Origin of the sequence: Kamptonema formosum PCC 10802, from assembly GCF_000332335.1 — a bacterium.
Taxonomy (GTDB): domain Bacteria; phylum Cyanobacteriota; class Cyanobacteriia; order Cyanobacteriales; family Oscillatoriaceae; genus Oscillatoria.
In genome coordinates this window covers 3764739-3780622 of sequence record NZ_KB235948.1, presented here as the reverse complement: position 1 = coordinate 3780622, position 15884 = coordinate 3764739, and the positions used below count along the sequence as shown (strand labels likewise).

The window sequence follows — 15884 nt, the reverse complement described above, 5'->3', positions numbered from 1 at the left end:
GCTCGCTTTTTGGCTTGCCTCCGTTAAAAGTATTACATCGTAATTATTCTATAGTATCACATTTTGCAGTGAAATAGCCGGCTGAACACCGGCTGGTGCCGGCGTCAAATATTAAATCTTAGTTAAAGGTGCGGGGGCTTCTAAAAGCGAGCCGGTTGGGCTGGGCCGCTCCACTCAATAAAATCCCCCTGTCCCATTGCTTTATAAACCTCACGAATCATGTTATAATCCTCATCTCTGGCTGGCACCAGTTGGGAGCGACTGTACTTTTTGTTAGCTTTGGCTGATCGGATGGCTCGGAGAAGTGTGTCCTGATTTTTTAGCAGGCGGGTTCGCATCTCTTCAACGAAGGTAGAATCGAGCTTGCTATTGACCACAAAAACGTCGCCCGGTAGCGGTGGCCCTTTGACGATTAGGGGATACGCACTCTCCGCCACACCTTCAGCCTGGAGGAATTTTTCATATCTTTGAACAGACCCTCCCCAGGCATCGACCTCACCGGCTTTTAATTCCTCTAGCCCCTTCTTTTCCTCAGTTCCTACCATGCGGATTTTTACATCGGACTGCGGGTTCAACCCAGCATCTATGAGAAACTTTATGGGGGCGATATGGCTAGCGGTTCCGCCCACCTCCCCCAAGGCGATTATTTTGCCTTTCAACTGAGCCAGTGATTTAATGCCGCTGTCGGCGCGGACGGCGATGCCGGCGTGGAAGTTCGGTCGCGTAATGGCGAGGGCGGGAAAAGCGTTTGTCCGGGCTCGTATGACCGCGTATTCCGACGGGCCGGCCAGAACTAAGTCCACCCGATCTAACTCTAGGGCTGATGCTGCGGCGATATAATTTTCAGTGGGAAAAAACTCAATCTTTTTTTCCAAGACTTCTTCAAGAGCCTTACGAAAGGGTTCATAATCGCGCTGTAGCAGTTCTAGCCCCTTCCTGTCGGTCACGGCAAATCGCAGCTTTTCTGGCCGGCTCCCACTCCTGCTGTGCCTGCCGCGAGGCTTGCTCCTTGTTGCTGTGCAGCCAGAGACGAATAATAGGAATTGCCAAACAAAACACCGCCGTTTCATAAGTTTTGCCAATTGCCGGTAGGGGCAAAAATAGTAGAGAAAAAGACTGGGGTACTTTTATTATAGACCCGCCGGCAGATTTGAGCGGGCTGGCTCTTGTAACGAGTAGAGATATAGCGGTTTTCAGTTGGATGAAGTACATGCCAGAAACCCGGTTTCTTAAAGAAACCGGGTTTCTGAGTACGCACGAGGAAACACCCGGCCCGGGGGCGAATCCAAAATCCAAAATCTAAAAGCCAAACTTGGTATAGCAGTAGTCATATGGGTTAAGACAATAGGAGCTTCGGGAGCGGGGGAGCAAGGGAGGCCGGAATGTCCCTTCCCTAAATGCCTACTGCTATATAGACGTAGGGGGGGCGGGACGCCCCCCCTGAAGGTCTAATGTTCTAACCTAAGTGCATATTGCTATATCAGTAGTGGGCTGGTGTTTTAGTGAAAAAGTCGCCCTGTCCGATTGCTTTATAAGCCTCCCGAATCGGATTGTAATCAGCATCATTAGCCGGCACCAGTTTAGAGCCTTGGAACCGAGTGGAGAGGAGTGGGGTGGCGACTAGGGCTTGAGTCAGTTTGGCCTGATTTTCAAACATGCGGTCGCGCACCTCTTCGACGAAAGCGGGGTCAAGGTGGCTGCTGGCAATAAAGATGTCGTTGGGGAGAGGTGGCCCTGCCGCGATTGCCGGAAATTCCTTTTCGGATAAGCCGGCAGCCTGGAGGGTTCTTTGATATTTGAAAATCGACCCCGCCCAGGCATCGACCTCACCGTTTTTTAACGCTTTTAAGTCCTTATCATCTAACATGAGGATTTTGACATCAGACTGGGGATTTAATCCAGCGTCGAGCAGCAGCTTTGTGGGGCTGAGGTGGCCGCTGGTTGAGCCGACTTCCCGCAGGGCGATTGTTTTGCCTTTCAGCTGCTGCAGCGACTTGATGCCGCTGTCCGCACGGACGGCGATGACTGAGTGGAAACCCGGTCGCGTCAGGGCGATGACCGGCACAGCATTTGTCCGGGCGCTTACGATCGCGTATTCCGCCGGTCCGACCAGCATCAAGTCTACCCGATTGAGCTGCATGGCAGATCCCGCTGCTGTAAATTTTTTTGCCAGAGGGAAGAACTCTATCTCTGTTTCCAGCACTTCTGCTAGCGCCCTGCGAAATGGCTCGTAATCTCGCTGCAATTCTTCCATGCCGCGAGTGTCTGACACGGCAAATCGCAGCTTGTTGGGCCGGCTATAAGCTTTGCTGTGCTTGCTATTGGGCTTATTCTTTGCTGCCGCACAGCCGGTAAGGAATAATAGGGAGTTCCAGAGAAAACTGCGGCGTTTCATAAGTTGTACTGAGGGGAAAAACCTGCGACACTTTTACTTGAACTGGCCAGTTGACTGTTGAGGGCTGCGTTTGAATTTTTAATCGACCGGCAGGAGAACCGCAAACTCCGCTCCCTGTCCGGTCGGGGAACTGACCTCAATTTTTCCCCGGTGTTTTTCAACAATCTGGTAGCAAATAGAAAGTCCCAGCCCTGTGCCAGAACCCACCGGCTTGGTCGTGAAAAACGGATCGAATAGCTTGCCCATAATTTCTGGGGGAATTCCGGGGCCACTGTCCCGAATCCCCACCCGGATGTGGCCAGAATCCACCCTTCCTGTCTGAATCACAATCGCCGGCGCTGGCGTGGGCGCTGGACGCCCGGCATTTTGCCCCTCTTCCAGCGCGTCAATCGCATTAGCCAGGATATTCATAAAGACCTGGTTCAGCCCGGCTGGGTAACAGGCAATTTTGGGCAAATCCCCATACTGCTTGATGACTTCAATTCCCTGCTTGAGCCGGTGATTGAGAATCAGCAAAGTGCTGTCAATCCCTTCGTGAATATCAACCGCTTTCATCTCAGCCTCATCCAGGCGGGAGAAGTTCCGCAAAGACAGAACAATTTGCCGGATGCGCTCGGTTCCCATTTTCATAGAGGACAGAACTTTGGGCAAATCCTCAGCCACGAATTCCAGATCGATGTCTTCGAGCCGGTCTTGAATTTCCGGGTCAAAGGTGGTACAGCGCTGCTGGTAAAGGCGGATTATAGCCAGCAGCTCCTGAGTGTAGTCCCTGAGGTATTTAATGTTGCCGTGAATGAAGTTGACGGGATTGTTGATTTCGTGGGCGACACCGGCAACCACTTGCCCCAAACTCGACATTTTCTCCGTTTGAATCAGTTGAGCTTGGGTTTGTTTCAGCTCTTGAAGCGTTCGCGTGAGTTCCAGCGTCCGCTCCTCTACCCGCTGCTCCAAAGTCTGGCGAGCGAGTTCCAGGTTCTGGGTGTGCTCGCCCACCCACAGCACCAGCTGGTTGAGGGAGTTCGCCAGTAAGGCGACTTCATCCTCAGTAGTCACCGGCGCTTGCAGAGTAAAATTGCCTTCCCGGGTGACTCGCTGGGCGACTTGAGTCACCGATTCTACAGGACGGGCGATGGCGCAACTGGTGTAGAAAGCCAAAGCGACCGCGATGGCCACTGACAGCAGCATGCTCGCCACGATAAGTTGCAGCCGCAGCGCCGAAGCTCTATTGAGTCTGGCATCGGCTTCGCCCTGTTGAGTTTGGGCTGCTGCTGCGAGCCGGTTTAAACTCTCTGTGAGGCGCTCATAGTAGAAATCTATTTTAATAGCTCTCTCCCCACTGATAGCAACAAACACCTGCTGCCTTGCTGCTGGAATTTCCTCCTGTTTCAAGGAGCCTGGATCGAGCTGCTGCCAGAGTTCCTGGATGAGTTGAGTGTATAATTCTGTATTCGTTTTGTAGCCTTGCAATAACTGCTTGAACTCTGTGGCGTCAGCGGCTAAATCCATCGAGTGGATCTCAGCAAAAGATTCCAGAGCGTCAAGCCGTTTCTGAAACACAGCTACCTCTCCCAAAAATTTGGAAGACTCGCACTCAAATAAGATTGACTTTCCCAGGACAGAAACCAGCCGGTGCGGATGGGAGCGCACGGCTACCACGGCTTTCTCCAACTCGCTCAGGAGATGTTGCTGCTCATCTGCGAACCTCAGCTGATCCTCAGCTTCTTTTTGGTAGTAATCTCCGATGGCCATCCCAATCGTTGTTCCCAAAACAGCTATGCCAATAGCCAGGGAATAGCCGTAACCAATCTTTTTGACAATACTCAAGCGGCGGATGAAGCGGTTGACGCGGTTTACGGGAAATGTTACAGGGTCCCTTTGGCCTGTGAAATCACTATCGGGAGCCCCCACGTCGCTTTTTAGCTTATCTGGTACCCAGTTATATTTTTGGAACAGCACAGGAATTATCTCCTTTTTTCAACCTGTTTGCTAGCTAAACCGGAGGGGGGTGACACTGCAGCCGATGCCTTTTCGCCGCCTGTTTTGCCTCTTTTTCCCTCCCCTGAAAGCCCCAGAGGATCTTTCCCCGATGGGTTCTCACTGTCACCGCCTACCCAAACTTGCCCTCCGCAGGCAGAATGCTTGCAGACCCACCCACTAACATCATATCCCAAGAAAAAATAAATTTAACAATTTTTTAATAAATTTTTAGAAGGGGTCAGGGGAGCGGCAGAAAGGTGCTGGCCCTGCCGGCCACAGGTGCTGGGGGCAGGAGGATCTTTTTAATACGTCACAGCTATAGCAATAGACAGTCAGTTTACGACATTGGGTCGGAGGGCACCCCTGTCCTAAGAGGTATATCCGTAGAGCGGGCGTTCCCTCAGTACGCGCCCGCAATGCCCCTGCGGCCTGCTGCGCTTACGGAATGGCCTGCCCTCAAGTCTAATGTCCGTTCCCTAAATGGCTACTGCTATAACAGCTACTGAGGGGTTTGACCTCTACTTAAGGAAATACCCCTGTCCGATTGCTTTATAGACCTGAGGGATCGTGTTATAGTGCGCGCCATTTGCCGGCACCAGCTGGGACTCCCGGAACTTCTTGTTGAGGCCGGCTGCCCTGGACCGAATCAGTTTGTCCTAAGTCTCTATCTTCTGGGAGAGCAAATATACTTCTTAAGGGCAATTTCGACAGTCAGCTGGATCGCTGCGATGCCGGTGTGCGGGTGCCCTGGGCGGAAAAAATTAATAGTGAGCAAATATCCCTATGTTACCGGCAATCAACCGGATTGGCTTTTACTGGATTGCAGTCGCTGGGCTTTTTGGCGTCTCAACCGGCAAAATAATCCCAAACTCCGTTCCCTTCCCGGGACAAGAACTCACCTGGATTTTCCCCTTGTGCTAGGCGACGATTTGGTAGCAAATGGAAAGTCCCAACCCAGTACCAGAACCCACCGGCTTAGTCGTGAAAAACGGGTCAAACAGCTTGCCCATAATTTCTGGAGGAATCCCCGGGCCATTATCCCCGATCCGCACCCGAATGTGGCCCCGATCCAGCCGTTCTGTCTGAATCATAATCGTGGGAGTTGGGTATGGGGCGCTGGGTGCTGGGCACTGGGGATTGGGCCCCTCTTCCAGCGCATCAATCCCATTATAGATAATATTCATAAATATCTGATTCACTCCGGCTGTATGACAGGATATTTCGGGCAATTTACCCTACTTTTTGGTCACATAAATTCAATGGTTAAACTGGAAATTTAAATCAAGAACTCAATGTCAATTAATGCATGAATATCGAACGCTTTTACCGCAGCCTCATCCAGGCGGGAGAAGTTCCGCAAAGACAGAACAATTTGCCGGATGCGAGCCGTCCTCATCTTCATGAAGGAGAGAAGTTTGGGCAAATTATCAGTCAATAATTACCGAGCGATATCTGCGATCCGGTCTTTAATTTTTGGCGCAGACACCGGCACTCTCTGGCGCTCTCTTTTGAAATACAACTCTCCCCACTATACTGTAAATTCGCGCTCGTCTTGCAGGGAACTCGCACGGTGCGTTCCCTTCTGAGAACGCACCCTACGTTCACTTAGGCTATTATTAGGGAGGAATCTCTCACACCTGTTCTGTAATAGCCCCTACTCAATGAAATCGCCCTGTCCGATTGCTTTACAGACCTCACGAATCCTGCTGCAATCGGGAGCGGCCCACTTTTGTAGTGTGGCACAGAGCCTGCTACAAAAACTTTTGCCCGAAAATCGCTGGCTCTTCAAAACCCGCCTGTGCGGGTTTTGTCTGTCGCAGTCAGTTTCGGGCTCGCCCGGTGTATTTGGAAAAACGGGGTGATCCCCCCGCCGGCTTATTTGCAGTGATACAGCCGGTACTTATAGCCGGCAACCTTTGGCAGTTTTTGTGAATCCGCCACACAGTTTTGCGCCGCCGGCTCGAAAGCCGCAGTGAAATTGACCGCCCACAAATCCAAAGGTCGCGGCAGTTCTTTGAGCGTTCTGTACAGCGCCTGAGCAGCCGGTGTTGAATCTCCGTCTTTATGTGCCAAGAGAAACTGGGGGTTACTCGCTGGAGACAAGCGGTTGCGGTGTTTGAATTCCCAAGCCAGCCCCATCATCGCTCTCGTCTCAGCGTGGGTTTTGTGAACCGTTGCTATCAAAACAGGAACCTCCGACCTCTGTAAAATTATAGGAACTAAGAGGTCGGCTCGTTTGGATTTTTGAAATCCCAGATTCGAGACGACTGTCAGCCCACCGGCTAAGCCGACCGCCAAAATCACCGCTGCGGCTTTTTTACTCCCCGCAAACCAGCTTTTGGGGTGGGTTACGCTGTCGCTAACCGGCACTACTTCTACTTCAGTTGTGGTGCCGGTTGCGCTGTCGCTAACCGGCACTACTGGAGCGTCTAAATAGAAAGCGAGCGCAGAGCCAAGCAAAACTATCACCCCCGGAAAGTAGACGAAGTGATAGCGAGCCGCCAGGGTTAAATCAGCGCCCAACCCGTAAGTGATGCCAAAAACTAGCGCCACCGTCGCTAACGCAAACCCGCCCAAAATCATGGCGCTCTCACGGAGATCCGGTTGCCCCATCTGGATTTTTATCCCGCGCCATAAAATAGGCAGCGCCCACAGGAGAAAAACCCCCATTCCCAGACCGGAGGCGATTGCAATTGGCAGCGGTGTTCCTTCCACCGGCAGCAGCGACAGCATGGTAATTGCCCAAGCCAACACTCTCACCACCGGCTCCAGCCAGTCGCTAAAGGGATTCCCGCTGTAAATCCAGCGCGTCAGCTCGCTGTCTGACGCCCCTTTCAAAGCCGGCAGCCAAACTAAGCCTCCGGCAAGAGTGCCGGCGGCTACGGCATAAATTCGCAGCCAAGGTTGCGAGGAGAGAAGAGCGAGCGGGAGAAACTTTTCACTTCGCAATTCCCCAATTCCAAATCCCAGCAAAACCAGCGCCTCAGCCGCGAGGGCGAGGCTGAAGAAGTAATGAACCGCAAGCCCCAGACTGTTAATTAGCACCCAGGTTAATCCCACCCAAATTGGCAGGGGAGTGCGGCTGTTAACCGAGCGCGCGGCTGCCACCAAGCAGCACAGAGAAGCGATAATGAGCAAAACCGGCAAAGTGTAGTGGCGGGCTTCTTGAGCCAGAAAGATGCCGTAAGGAGAAACCGCCATCAGCGCCGCCGCCATTTGACCCGCCTTGCGAGAGCGAAAAGCCAGCCATCCCAGCCCAAACACCGCTGGAATTGAGGCTGCGCCAAACAGTGCGCTCTCGCAACGCGCCGCCCAGAGTGAAACCAGCCCCCCATCCGCAGGAAACAGCTTCAGCCACAGGTGAGTGAGGGCAAAATAGACCGGAGGGTGGGTGCTTTCTGCGAGCAGGTGGTGGACGACTTCACTGATGCCGGCATCCGGATTGGGCAGCAGCGGTTTGAGCAGCGTATCCAGCCCGATCGCTCGCTCCAGGGGAACCGCTCGCACACTGTTCCCCAAGCTAAAAATGAGGGTGGCTAACTCAATTGTTGAAGGAGTTTTCGACGCCAGATTGGTCAAACGCAAACCTGTCCCGATGGCAACCCACATCAAGAGCAGCAGCAGGTGAAACCGGCTCTGCTTATCATTTTGAATTTTGGCTAAAAGATTTTGCACTATCATTGGCTAATGGCTGGCTGTTAATGTTTCGTGTCCTCTGGGTGCCGGTCGCGGGCGATCAATGAATCCATCTCATGCTGAGGTTTTGTGCCATCAGTGAACTGGAACCGCAATTCCAAATCTTTCATGTACAAGCGCATATAGGAGAGCAGGGCGTGGGTGAAGACCGCAACGCCGGCCATTTCCATGCACTCTTCGGCGCAGGTTATCAGTGCGTAGCTCAAATGATTCTTGCCGTATAAATCAGTCCAGTAGCCGCTGACCATTTCCATGCCAAGGGCACCGCCGACGTAGATGCCACCGGCAACTATAAAGAGGAGCCTAATCTGTTGAGGGAGATGCATGATAAACTTGATATAGGAGAGGCCAACAGCGGCGAAAAAAATGGTTGCCGGTATCACCCAAACGTAGTATAATATCCCGCCAGCATGCAGTAAATGTCGCAGGTCGCGACTGATTAAAAGTTCGTGAATGCTCATCGCTTCATCAACGGAGATAAAAAGGAAAATTAGGGACAAATTTTTCCAGTGACGGAAAAATCGGTCGCCATCCAGCTTCTTGGCAGAGGCAATCGCGGCGAGAAGCAGGAAACAGAACGCCAAAGTGAACGTGGCGTACCAGGAAGGATAATTGAGCTCCCCGTCGAGGTTAAATAACTTTAACCATTCGGCGCGATAGTTAAGGCGGTACTTAGCAAACTGGACAGCGATGCCGGCAGAGGTAAAAAATAAGACCGCGCCGGTCAGGGCTTTGGTGATTTTCCAAGGAAAAATGGACAGTGTAAATTTCATGCAAAAGCCCCTTTGAAATGGATGCAGTGCACAGCGGTTTTAAGTTGAAGTGCGCCCCAGAAACCCGGTTTTTTTCAGAAACCGGGTTTCTCAGTACCTCACAAAAGATGAAAAACGCGCTTCAGCCCCTCAGAGTAGCACCTGACGCACCCTGCGGTCTATGGCAATCAGCGCAAAAAAAGGCCAGAAGGGTGATTTGTTCTGGCCAGTCCGAGGTGTTGCCTCATATTCAATAGCGAGTCAGGGTAACAAAAATGTTCCGGTGTTCGGCTTCAGCCAATGGGACACCCATCTGCGCCGGCTTGGCAGAGAAGCTGGACGGTTTCGGTGCAGTCCTCAATTGCCGCAACTGAAACCGCTGTCTCGCCGTCCGAATTTTTGGCATTCACATCCGCCCCAGCAGCGATTAAAAGCCGGACAATCTCCTCGTGACCTTCCGCCGCAGCCCACAGGAGAGCTGTTTCGCCGCGCGAGTTTTTGGCATTCACATCCGCGCTGGCGGCGATCAGCGCCCGCACAACCTCGGTGTGACCCTGTAACGCAGCATACATTAAGGCGGTTCTGTTCCACCCCACTGCCATTTTTTCAGCTTTGGCACTCACATCCGCGCCGGCATCTATCAGCGTTCGCACCACATCCGCATGACCCCGCTCAGCCGCATAAAGCAAGGCAGTTTTGCCATTTTCGTCCTTGGCATTGACATCTGCGCCGGCTTCGATGAGAACTCGCACTGTTTCGCTGTCCGCCTTATAAGCCGCAACCGCCTTCATTAGCGCCGTGACCTCGCAGCTGTCAAACGCACTCACATCCGCCCCAGCGGCGATCAGGACTCGCACAATCTCGGCGCGTCCATCTCGCGCTGCTTGCATCAGTGGGGTCCTGCCAAAATTGTCTCTGGCATTCACATCCACTCCCGCCTCAATCCGTTCCCGAACCTTGGCAATATCCCCAACTTGGCTTGCCTCAAATAAATCCATCTTCCTCACCTCAGAGCACAAAGGTGCGTCGCCGCGCCCCCTACTATCTAGGATACTTCTAACAAACGCCATAAAAATGTTTCCGCCAACACCTTCTCTCACCTCCGTTTCCAGAAACTCTCGCCACGCCTCAATTTCCGAGCGCCGGAAACCGGGGCGCTCTCGCCCAAGTTCGCCAAAGCTGTCCCTGACGGACTCTCTCCACTTCTCGCTCTGCGCTGTCGGGTGCCGGCAGAATAGACTTCTCGCAAAAATCAGTTTGCAGTGGGGACTGAACTCCCCAAACTCCCAGCAGGCTAGGGGATTTTACGTAGGGGCGCTCCCGCCGAGAAGTCCCTGCTGCCAGCGAGTCTTGAGACTCTGAAGCAAGAGTTCTAGGTAGGGATCGTCCCGTTTTTGTATTCTAGCACAGGGCTTGCCACACCTACTTTCGCTCAAAAAGCGCAGCATCTAAAAAACCCGCGCAGGCGGGTTTTGTTTGTGTAGCTGCGATTTATAAGAAGCTGTTGGCGAATTAATAGGGGGTTTTACCCCACCCCCAACCCCTCCCCGTTAACGGGGAGGGGAGCTTTCTGGGAGCCAAAGTCCCCCCTTTCCTTGTCTTTCCTGGAAAAAAAAACGCGCAGATATTAAGAGTCTCGCTCTACTCTTAGCCCGCGCAGGCGGGCTTTGTTTGTATAGCCGCGATTTCCAATCGCCAGGAAGCTGGGCTAATCGCCGAGGAACTAGCCAGAGGTCTAACCCTCACCAATTCGCTAACAGCTTCTTTCTAATCGCCAGTATTTATCTGCAAAAGCAGGACGCTTTCCTGTTAGTATTGTATCATAGAAAAAGAAAATGCGGGATGCTTGCCCCCCACTGCCATGCCGACAATATCTTCGCCGATTTGCAGTCCATTTTGGCTGTTGGTCAAGATGACGATGCCGGTTTTGAGACTTCGAGACCCCAGGGTGAAACTTTTGAAAATGGTGCTGTCCCCCCAGTGCCAGAAGAAATCGCCCGAGCCGGTGTGTTCCAATCCCCAGCCCAGCCCCCAGCCAAGGGACTGACTAATTTGAATATTCTGTCGCAGCATGTTATTCAAGCTTTCTTCACTGAGCCGAAAAGGGTCACGGGAAGCCGGCTCAATCATGGCGAGCAGGAATTTAGCGTAGTCGGCGGCGGTTGTGCGCAAGCTGCCGGCAGAATTTGCCTCTTTCGGTTTGCTCAGAGGGTCTGGGTTGCCCTGGCGGTCGTGACCGTTTGCCGCTGAGAATTGGTAGGCCGGCTTCCAGACATAGCTGCTGCTGTTCATGCCGAGAGGCGTGAAGACATTGCGAGTCATGTAATCATTTAGCGGCTCTCCAGTCAGGCGCTCCACAACGGTTTGCAAATAGAGAAAACCTTCGCTAGAATAGCTAAATCGGGTTCCGGGGGTGAAGTCTATCCATACCGGGTCGTCCCCGCTCCAGTTGGGGAATCCTGTGGTGTGAGACAGCACCATCCGCGCCGTAATTTGTTCGATTCTGGGGTCGGAAATGTAAGGTTTATCGGTATATCGCGTTAAGGGCGTGTCGAGGTTGAGTTCCCCCCGCTCGCACATTTTGAGAACCGCGCAGGCAAAAACCGGCTTGCTGAGGGAAGCGGCGGCAAATACAGTATCCGCGCTCACCGGCGCTCCAGTATCTGCATTTTTGACGCCGAAACCCCGACTCCAGAAAATCTCGCCGTCTCTCACCGCCGCCACCCCAGCGCCAGGAATGCCGGCGTCTCCCATCAGTTGAGGGATTCGGCTTTCAAGGCTAGCAATCAGTTTTTCTGGACCGGCGCTGGGTTTCCACTGTCCGGAAGCTTGAGAATTTCGCCCCAAGCTAGCAGCGCTGAAAGCGGAAAGACCCAGAATAGCCGCTTGACTGTGTTTGAGGAACTGCCGGCGAGAAATGCGTTTGGGCATGGATGTAAATCCTGAATAGCTGTTCGATCTCCTAATTCAAACATTTTTGACCGAATCGTGATAAAATAGCAACTGGGGGGAAGAAACCGGGTTTCTTCAAGAAACCCAGTTTCTGGCCTTTCTGGCCACAGGAACTCAAGAATTGGTTTGGTTGCTGAGTTTTTCCCAAGCCGCCAAAATAATTTTTTCGGTTTCCTCCCAGCCAATACAGGGATCGGTCACGGAAACGCCATATTTTAATTCCGTCTGTCCCTCCCTGGTCAGGGGTTGGTTGCCCTCACACAAATTAGATTCCAGCATCAACCCTACGATAGATGTGTCCCCCGCCGCTATTTGCTCGATGGCATCTTCAAATACGGCGCTCTGGCGCTTGTAGTCTTTGTTGGAATTTCCGTGGCTGCAGTCGATGACTACATTCGGGGGCAAATTTGCGGCTTTTAGTTTTTCTTCCACTTTTTTTACCGTCGCCGCATCGTAATTAGGCTGACCGCCACCCCCGCGCAAGATAATGTGCCCGTAGGCATTGCCTTTGGTTTGAAATATGCTGACCTGTCCCCCTAGGTTAATCCCTAAAAAATTGTGAGGTTCTTTCGCTGATTTCATGGCATTTACAGCCACCTCTATATTGCCATCTGTGCCATTTTTAAAGCCCACCGGCATGGACAGCCCGCTGGCCATTTCCCGGTGAGTTTGCGATTCGGTGGTGCGCGCTCCTATCGCCGACCATGAAATCAGTTCGCCAATGTACTGGGGCACTATAGGGTCGAGGGCTTCTGTCGCCGCCGGCAGTCCCATTTCTGCGATTTTTAACAGCAAGCTCCTGGCGATTAATAGCCCCTTTCCTATGTTAAAAGAGTCGTCCATATCCGGGTCGTTAATTAATCCCTTCCAGCCCACGGTTGTCCTTGGCTTCTCAAAGTAAACTCTCATTATTATCAAAAACTTATCCCTAACTTTATCCGCAAGTTCCTTTAATTTAGCGGCGTACTCTTCAGCCGCTGCGATGTCGTGTATGGAGCAAGGGCCAACAACGATGAAGGTTCGGGAGTCTTTGCGGTCGAGGATATCTTCTAGTTCATTCCGGGATTTCAAAACGTTTTTCTCTGCCAAGTCTGTTAAAGGCAATTTTTCTTTGATTTCAGCCGGCGTAAGTAAAACCTGGGACTTTTGAATGTGAGCGTCAAAGAGTTTTGTTTCCATGAAGCAGGTTTCCTGATTGGTGTTTTCCTATTCTACCGCAAAAATTCGCTTATCCTTGGTGCGCCAGCCCGACAGATCCTAGCCCCCTCCCCGCACGCGGGGGTGGGGTTGGGTGCCGGGTTCTGAGCGCCACACGCGACGCCTGAGGGGTGCCGGTGCTCGCGCCGCAAACCTTCTCTAGCAGAAACCGGCGAATTTTGCAAGGGGTGAACTTCATCTGCCGGCGATGCTGTAGCTCCCAAAGCTGGCACGAGGAAGCTTTCACTAGATTGTAGTCCATCCTGCCGGCGAGCGCAACCGGCAGAAAGGGCGGGGGAAGCAGGCGGAAAAGGAAAGAGAGCCGGCGATCCGGATGCCGGAGATCGCAGCACTGCCATTACCGGCGCTCCCGCCAGCGAGTAACCCCCGCCAGTTTTGAAATTGGAATTATGAAACTTTTCTGAATTATAACTCCAGCGTTCTGACTTAAATAACGTGCTATTTATTCTAGGCGGCAGCTTATTGAGATGTCAAGCGCTCGCCTGTCACCGGCAGCCGGTCTGCTCCAGCTTTGTCCGACCGGCAGACCCCCTGCAACTTTGGCGCACGGGAATTTCAATCAAGAACTCTGTTCCCTTTCCGGGGGTGGAAACACACTCCAACTTGCCGCCGTGTTTGTCAACTACAATTTGATAGCTGATGGACAGTCCCAGCCCCGTCCCTTTGCCCACCGGCTTGGTGGTAAAAAAGGGGTCAAATATCCGCAAGCGCAGCGCCTCCGGGATGCCCGGACCAGTATCAGCAATGGCAATACGAACATAGCAATTGGGCCTTAGGCAGTGGGGAGTGGGCATTGGGCAGCCGGCATTGGGCAGGGGGAATTTTTCTTCTCCCCAATCCCCCATTCCCAATACCCCATTCGCCACTGAGGTGCGAATCCAAATGGTTGGCCATTGCTGATTGGGCGCAGAGCGTGGGGCATTTTTCCCATTCTCGACGTCCGATGCCCCCTGCCCGATTTCCAAAGCATCTATGGCATTGCTGAGAATATTCATAAACACTTGATTGATCTGTCCCGCGTAGCACTCCACATTAGGCAAATTGCCGTACTCCTTAACCACCCGAATATCAAGCTGCTTCCCCGACTTCGCTTTCAGGCGATTTTGCAAAATCAGCAACGTGCTGTCGATGCCTTCATGGAGATCCACGGATTTCATCTCGGCTTCATCCAGGCGCGAGAAGTTGCGCAGCGACAGCACAATCTCCCGGATGCGTTCCGCCCCCATTTTCATGGAGGACAGTATTTTGGGCAGATCCTCGTTCAGGAAGGCTAAATCTATGTCCTCGGCGTGTTCCTCAATCTCCGCAGAAGGGTGGGAGTGTTCCTGCTGGTAGAGGCGGAGGTGTTCGAGCAATTTGCCAGTGTACCTATTTGCGTGAGTGATATTTCCGTAGATAAAGTTGACGGGGTTGTTGATTTCATGGGCGATTCCCGCCACTAACTGCCCCAGGCTCGACATTTTTTCACTTTGAATCAGCTGAACCTGGGTTTCCTGCAGTTCGCGCAGAGTTTTACTCAGCTTTTCGGCTTGCTCGGTGCGTTCGTGTACAAGTTTTTCCACTCCGCTAGTGTGGCGCAGCGAAATCAACAGGTAAGCGGCGATAGAGCCGGTCAGGAGTAACCCGATTGCCAGTGTGGAGCCGGCTCTCCAGTAAATTTTCAGACCTGTAAACGCCGGCGTAGGCACAGTCACAAGTGACCACTGCCGGTCTGCAACTTTGAAGGTGTGCGTGCAAGCCGTTGGATTCCTGCAGAGCAGCCCGCTAGCGGCAAAATCAGCCGATTTCTTTTGCTTTGAGTCTTCTATGACCTGCTGCATGCTAGAATCGTAAAAGACCAAAAAGCGATTGGTGGCAGGAGCAGATTCATCAAAAAGGTAAAAGTCAATGTGCCCCGTTTTCAGCCCTTTCAGAGAGTATTTCATCACATCTGTAAGTGCGAAAACGCTGAAGGCATACCCCTCAAAGGACTCGCGGCGATCTGTCAGGGTGTCTTTTGGGCTGCCTTTGCGGTAAATTGGCCTGTAAAGTAGAAAGGCGGCTTCCCCAGAAGCCACAATCACCCGTTCAGTCACGGCCATTTCTCCTGTGTCGCGCGCTTTCTCCATTGCTGCTTTGCGCTCCGGTTCCACCGTGACATCGTAACCCAATATCATCTTCCGCTTCTCCAGCGGCTCGATGTAGGTAATTGCGAAATATTCCGGGCGCTCTTTGGCCGGAACCAACTTTCCTTTCGGACCTCGTTCGAGAATGCTAAAATTTGGGAAGCCCTCTCCCTTAATCCTTTCCTCGTAGGCTTCTCGCTCTTCGCCTCTCACCCGTTTTGTAAAACCCATTGAAAAAATCCCGGGATAGCGAGACAGGAACAGCTGGGAAAGCTCCCTGACGCTTTGCCGATTCAGCTCAGCCGGGGAGGCGTCGTAAAAAGTGCCTAGCGAGCGGGGAATTTGCAAATACTCGTCTATCTTGCGCTCCAGAGTTGTGGCCAGGTTATCAGCCTGCCGCTGGAATTCTGCCTGCAGGCTTTCCAGTTCCCACTTCCAGACAATTGCGGACGCCACCAGGGACAGTCCGCTGCCCACACAGATTGATAGTGCCACAGGGAGGTAGGGGGATACAGAACCCATCCTGAGCGCTGACTGAAATCGCTTGTACCAGGCAGTCCCAATCATATCAGCTTTTTTCCCTAAAAAAACCCTCTTCTATCAGTCTAGCTAAAATGGGTGCGATCGCTGAATAAATACCTATATTTTTTTATTATTGTAGACTAGCCAGCCTGTAGGAATCAACCGGCCCTAAATCTTAAAATAAATTAATGGTTTTGCGACTGGATTTGGACTGCCGGCTGTCCAGCACTTGCCGGTGGGCCTCAAACACCGCCCAAAAGCGCTCGC

General features: G+C 52.4%; 12 protein-coding genes. All 12 read right to left on the bottom strand.

The window, feature by feature from the left end; translation table 11 throughout:
- Positions 1 to 140 precede the first annotated feature (140 nt).
- The 12 genes from OSC10802_RS0116255 to OSC10802_RS40435 all read right to left on the bottom strand — a co-directional run bounded on the left by OSC10802_RS0116255 (position 141) and on the right by OSC10802_RS40435 (position 15662).
- Complete coding sequence (locus OSC10802_RS0116255; RefSeq protein ID WP_026098538.1) at positions 141 to 1070, bottom strand: PhnD/SsuA/transferrin family substrate-binding protein; 930 nt, start codon at positions 1068 to 1070, stop codon at positions 141 to 143.
- Positions 1071 to 1480: 410 nt separating this feature from the next.
- The gene (gene phnD, locus OSC10802_RS0116245) at positions 1481 to 2395 is read right to left on the bottom strand and encodes a phosphate/phosphite/phosphonate ABC transporter substrate-binding protein (RefSeq protein ID WP_017717831.1); all 915 of its coding nucleotides are present in this window, start codon (positions 2393 to 2395) and stop codon (positions 1481 to 1483) included.
- 78 nt (positions 2396 to 2473) lie between these two features.
- Complete coding sequence (locus OSC10802_RS0116240; RefSeq protein WP_017717830.1) at positions 2474 to 4351, bottom strand: sensor histidine kinase; 1878 nt, start codon at positions 4349 to 4351, stop codon at positions 2474 to 2476.
- A gap of 938 nt (positions 4352 to 5289) precedes the next feature.
- Positions 5290 to 5556, bottom strand: coding sequence for a sensor histidine kinase (locus OSC10802_RS44440; protein ID WP_017717828.1), 267 nt, complete (start codon positions 5554 to 5556; stop codon positions 5290 to 5292).
- Positions 5557 to 5648: 92 nt separating this feature from the next.
- Complete coding sequence (locus OSC10802_RS50060; RefSeq protein ID WP_017717827.1) at positions 5649 to 5807, bottom strand: hypothetical protein; 159 nt, start codon at positions 5805 to 5807, stop codon at positions 5649 to 5651.
- 440 nt (positions 5808 to 6247) lie between these two features.
- Positions 6248 to 8053, bottom strand: coding sequence for a glycosyltransferase family 39 protein (locus OSC10802_RS0116220; protein ID WP_017717826.1), 1806 nt, complete (start codon positions 8051 to 8053; stop codon positions 6248 to 6250).
- Between the two features lie 17 nt (positions 8054 to 8070).
- A complete protein-coding gene (locus OSC10802_RS0116215) occupies positions 8071 to 8841 on the bottom strand; it encodes a DUF8692 domain-containing protein (RefSeq protein WP_017717825.1) in 771 nt (256 codons plus the stop codon).
- Positions 8842 to 9113: 272 nt separating this feature from the next.
- Positions 9114 to 9890: an ankyrin repeat domain-containing protein gene (locus OSC10802_RS0116205; protein ID WP_026098536.1), complete on the bottom strand. Its 777-nt coding sequence runs from the start codon at positions 9888 to 9890 to the stop codon at positions 9114 to 9116.
- Positions 9891 to 10629: 739 nt separating this feature from the next.
- A complete protein-coding gene (locus OSC10802_RS0116200; protein ID WP_017717822.1) occupies positions 10630 to 11751 on the bottom strand; it encodes a serine hydrolase domain-containing protein in 1122 nt (373 codons plus the stop codon).
- Between the two features lie 135 nt (positions 11752 to 11886).
- Positions 11887 to 12951 (bottom strand): 3-deoxy-7-phosphoheptulonate synthase, encoded by a 1065-nt coding sequence (locus OSC10802_RS0116195; protein ID WP_017717821.1) that lies wholly within the window; start codon positions 12949 to 12951, stop codon positions 11887 to 11889.
- A gap of 32 nt (positions 12952 to 12983) precedes the next feature.
- Positions 12984 to 13328, bottom strand: a complete 345-nt coding sequence (locus OSC10802_RS50055; RefSeq protein WP_155967898.1) for a hypothetical protein — start codon at positions 13326 to 13328, stop codon at positions 12984 to 12986.
- A 147-nt stretch (positions 13329 to 13475) separates the two neighbouring features.
- On the bottom strand, positions 13476 to 15662 hold the full coding sequence (locus tag OSC10802_RS40435; RefSeq protein WP_017717820.1) for a CHASE domain-containing protein: 2187 nt from the start codon (positions 15660 to 15662) through the stop codon (positions 13476 to 13478).
- Between the last annotated feature and the right edge of the window lie 222 nt (positions 15663 to 15884).